At 70.5% G+C, this 4304-nt stretch carries 4 protein-coding genes; 2 read left to right on the forward strand and 2 right to left on the reverse strand.

Translation table 11 applies throughout. The annotated features are described in order from the left end of the window. The coding region (gene gatA / locus DD1DGNOD_RS21945; RefSeq protein WP_131770960.1) for an Asp-tRNA(Asn)/Glu-tRNA(Gln) amidotransferase subunit GatA at positions 1-1446 on the reverse strand (1446 nt) is incomplete at its 3' end. Between the two features lie 12 nt (positions 1447-1458). Further along, entirely contained in the window at positions 1459-1755 is a 297-nt protein-coding gene (gene gatC / locus DD1DGNOD_RS21950; RefSeq protein ID WP_131768387.1) for an Asp-tRNA(Asn)/Glu-tRNA(Gln) amidotransferase subunit GatC, read from the reverse strand. A gap of 203 nt (positions 1756-1958) precedes the next feature. Here gatC and gltX point away from each other — a divergent pair, with 203 nt between their 5' ends. Next, the gene (gltX, locus tag DD1DGNOD_RS21955) at positions 1959-3380 is read left to right on the forward strand and encodes a glutamate--tRNA ligase (RefSeq protein WP_131770961.1); all 1422 of its coding nucleotides are present in this window, start codon (positions 1959-1961) and stop codon (positions 3378-3380) included. A 221-nt stretch (positions 3381-3601) separates the two neighbouring features. Then, the coding region (locus DD1DGNOD_RS21960) for an ACT domain-containing protein (protein ID WP_131770968.1) at positions 3602-4304 on the forward strand (703 nt) is incomplete at its 3' end.

Below are 4304 nucleotides of genomic sequence, written 5' to 3' on the forward strand. Positions count from 1 at the left end.
GGCCTCCAGCGCCGCCTCCAGCGCGCCACCGACCCGGTACAACCGGTCGTCGGCGAACGCCGGCGCCATGATCTGGAATCCGACGGGAAGCCCTTCGGCGAGACCGACCGGCAGGCTCATCGCCGGTCCGCCGGCCAGGTTCGACGGGATCGTGCACAGGTCGGACAGGTACATCGCCACCGGGTCGTCGACCTTCTCCCCGAGCCGGAAAGCGACAGTGGGCGTGGTGGGCGAGACCAGCACGTCGACCCGCTCGTAGGCGGCGGCGAAATCCTGACTGATCAGCGTCCGGACCTTCTGCGCCTGACCGTAGTAGGCGTCGTAGTAGCCCGACGACAGCGCGTAGGTCCCCAGGATGATCCGCCGCTTGACCTCGGGCCCGAACCCGGCTCCGCGGGTGCGGGTCATGACTTCCTCGGCTCCCGCCTCGCCGTCGTCACCCACCCGCAGGCCGAAGCGCATCGCGTCGAAGCGGGCCAGGTTGGACGAGCACTCGCTCGGCGCGATCAGGTAGTAGGCGGGCAGCGCGTAGGTGAAATGCGGGCAACTGACCTCGACAACCTCGGCACCAAGGCCGACGAGAACCTCGAGGGCGTCGGAGAAACGCGCACGGACGCCGATGTCGTAGCCGTCCCCGGACAGCTCTCGGACCACGCCGATCCGCACACCGCGCAGGTTGCGGCTGGCGGCGGCGGCCACCACGGCAGGCGGCGCGAGCTCCACGCTTGTCGTGTCCAGCGGGTCGTGACCGGCGATGGTGGCGTGCAGCAACGCGGCGTCGGTCACCGTACGGGCCAACGGCCCGGCCTGGTCCAGGGAGCTGGAGAAGGCGACCAGGCCGTAGCGGCTCACCCCGCCGTAGGTCGGCTTGACTCCGACCAGCCCGCACACCGCCGCCGGCTGGCGGATCGAGCCGCCGGTGTCGGTACCGATCGCGATCGGCGTCTCGAACGCGGCCACGGCCGCCGCGCTGCCCCCGCTGCTGCCACCAGGGATGCGGTCGGTGTCCCACGGGTTGCGGGTCGGGCCGTAGGCGGAGTTCTCCGTGGACGACCCCATCGCGAACTCGTCCATGTTGGCCTTGCCGATGATGACGACACCGGCCGCGCGCAGCTTCGACACGATGGTCGCGTCGTACGGCGGATACCAGCCCTCCAGGATGCGGCTACCGCAGGTCGTGGGCATCCCCTGGGCGGTGAAGACGTCCTTGAGGGCGAGCGGGACACCCGCGAGCGGCCCGAGGGCCTCCCCCGCGGCTCGGCGCCGGTCGACGTCACGGGCCGCGGCGAGGGCGCCGTCGACGTCGACGTGGAGGAAGGCGTTGATCCGGTCGTCGACCTTGGCGATCCGGTCGAGCGCGGCCTGGGTCGCCTCCAGCGCGCTGAGCTCACCCGCGGCGATCGCGGCGGCGGTTCGGGCGGCGGAGAAACGGATGACGTCGGTCACGGAGAGGAACCCTCACTCGTCCATATCAAGGATGCGCGGCACCCGGAATCGGCCGTCCTCCACGGCGGGCGCACCGGCGAGAGCGTCGGTCCGCGGCAGGGACGGGCGGGTGATGTCGGCCCGGAACACGTTCGTCAGCGGGACGGCATGCGTCGTCGGTGGGATGTCGCCGGCGGCCACCTCCGCGACCCGGGCGACGGCACCGATGATCACATCGAGCTGGGGGGCAAGCGTGTCGAGTTCCTCGTCCGACAGCGCCAGCCGCGACAGGCGGGCAAGATGCGCGATCTCGTCCCTGGTAATCGCCATACCGGTTACAATCCTCTGACTTCCCGATGACCTTCCGATCACCTTGTGGCTTGCTGACCCGCGTGCGTGTCGGCGGCGGACGGGAGCCGAGCCGGCCCGGCCCGCGGACGACGCTGTGGTCATCGTACGGTCCGGTCCACCTCATCGGCCTGTGGCGTGCCGGCCACCGGCGACACCGTGCGCTCGGGCGATACGGTGCGGGAGTGGTCAGCGTCGTTCCACGGCTGCGTTTCGCGCCGTCCCCGACCGGCATGTTCCATGTCGGCAACGCCCGGTCCCTGCTGCTGAACTGGGTGGTCGCCCGCCAGCCGGGCGGTTCGCTGGTGCTGCGTATCGAGGACACCGACGCCGCCCGCAGCCGTCCCGAGTGGACGCAGGGGATCATTGACGCGATGGCGTGGCTCGGTGTCGGGCCGGACGAGTACGAAGGCCCGTACCTCCAGTCAGCGAACGCCGGGGCGCATCAGGAGGCGATCGGACGGCTGCTCGCCGCCGGGCGCGCCTATTTCTGCGACTGCTCGCGCGAGGACGTGATCGCCCGGACCGGGGACAGCCACCGCGGCTACGACGGCTTCTGCCGCGACCGGGGGCTCGCCGCCGCCGAGGGCCGCGCCGTGCGCTTCCGGACGCCGGACGAGGGCGCGACGATCGTCGACGACCTCGTCCGCGGCAAGCCCGCGTTCGACAACGCCCTGCTGGAGGACTTCGTCATCGCCCGTGGGGACCGCTCGGCTACGTTCCTGCTGGCCAACGTCGTCGACGACATGACCATGGGCATCACCCACGTCATCCGGGCCGAGGAGCACCTGTCCAACGCTCCCAAGCAGCAGCTGCTGTGGGAGGCCCTGGGCACGCCGCCGCCGGTGTGGGCGCACACGCCGATCCTGGTCAACGCCAAGCGGCAGAAGCTGTCGAAGCGGCGGGACAGGGTGGCGCTGGAGGACTTCCGCGCCGAGGGCTACCTGGCCGCGGCCATGCGCAACTATCTGATGCTGCTCGGCTGGGCGCCCTCGGGTGACCGGGAGATCGTTCCCTGGGAGGTCATCGAGACCGAGTTCCGGCTGGAGGAGGTCAACTCCGCTCCGGCGTTCTTCGACGTGGCGAAGCTACGCGCGTTCAACGGCGAGTACATCCGGGCGCTGCCCCTCGAGGAGTTCATCGCCGCATGCGGGCCCTGGCTCACCGGGCCGTCCACTCCGTGGGACGCCGACGCCTACGACGCGGACGTGTTCGCGGCGGTCGCACCGCTTGCACAGACCCGGCTGGTGCTGCTGTCCGAGATCGTGGCGCTGGTGGACTTCCTGTTCCTCGACGAGCCGGTCGTCGACGAGGCGGCGTGGTTGAAGACCGTGAAGGACAGGGACAACGCGGCCGCCCTGCTCACGGCCACCGTCGACGCCTACTCCCAGGCCGCCGGTGACCAGGCATGGGACGCGCAGACCCTGAAGGCACGCCTGGAGGAGGTCGGTCTTGCCCACGGGCTGAAGCTGGGCAAGGCACAGGCACCGGTGCGGGTGGCCGTGACCGGCAGATCGGTGGGGCTGCCGCTGTTCGAGACGCTGGCGGCCCTTGGCCCGGACCGGACGCTCACCCGGCTGCGCACCGCCCTGGCCCGGCTCACCTGATCCGGCTCACCTGATCGGGCAGGTCCCGTACCGGATGCGACGGATGCCGTACCGGCCGTCCGTCAAAAGGCAAACTCTTTACCTGAGGTAACACAACGTGAAGAGAAGTGTGATCCGCTACCAGCCAGAGGAGCCTGAAGGTACCCCGATGAGCAGCACTGATACCTGCACGTGACGTAGTTGCCACCAGATTGGCACGCACGAAATGCATCCTTGACTACATGTCGTATCTGCTGCGCCTCGTCCTGCCGGACCGTCCCGGCGCCCTGGGCGCCGTCGCGACCGCCCTGGGTCAGGCCGGCATCGACATCGTCAGCCTTGGCGTCGTCGAGCGTGGCGCGCACGGCGCCGTGGACGACCTCGTCGTCCAGCTGCCCCCGGCCGGGCTGGCCGACACCGTGCTGACCGCAGCCCAGTCCGTACCCGGGGTGAGCGTGGAGTCCCTGCGCCCATACCCGGCCGACGACGTCGGCATCACGCACGACCTGGACCTCGTCGAAGCCCTGACCACCCGGCCCGACGACGCGCTCACCGTCCTCATCGAGTTCGTCGGTGCGGTGTTCCACGCCGACTGGGCCGTGCTGCTGGAACGGGTCGCGCCGCAGGACGTGCGGATCGTCCAGACCTCCGTCGGCGCCCCCGACCTCGGTGGCGACGAGCTGACCAGTCCGAAGAAGGTGCGCCCCGCGCTGCTGTCACTGCCTCTGGACCGCGCGCAGCGCCTCGACCCGGATACCAGCTGGTTCCCGCCGCGCTGGAGCGCGCTCGGCATGGAACTCGCGGTGGCACCGGTGGGAAGCCCCGATGTGGCGGTGCTCATCGGACGGCCCGGTGGCCCGCGTTTTCGCGCCTCCGAGGTCCAGCGGCTGGCGCATCTGGCCGGCATAGCCGCGACTATCGTGCGCAACCGGAACACCTCGCCGG

This window comes from Candidatus Protofrankia californiensis (genome assembly GCF_900634765.1).
Classification (GTDB): domain Bacteria; phylum Actinomycetota; class Actinomycetes; order Frankiales; family Frankiaceae; genus Protofrankia; species Protofrankia californiensis.

Excerpts from the sequence above, each read along its gene's own strand:
- gatC (WP_131768387.1), bottom strand. The coding sequence starts at position 1,755 with ATGGCGATTACCAGGGACGAGATCGCGCATCTTGCCCGCCTGTCGCGG.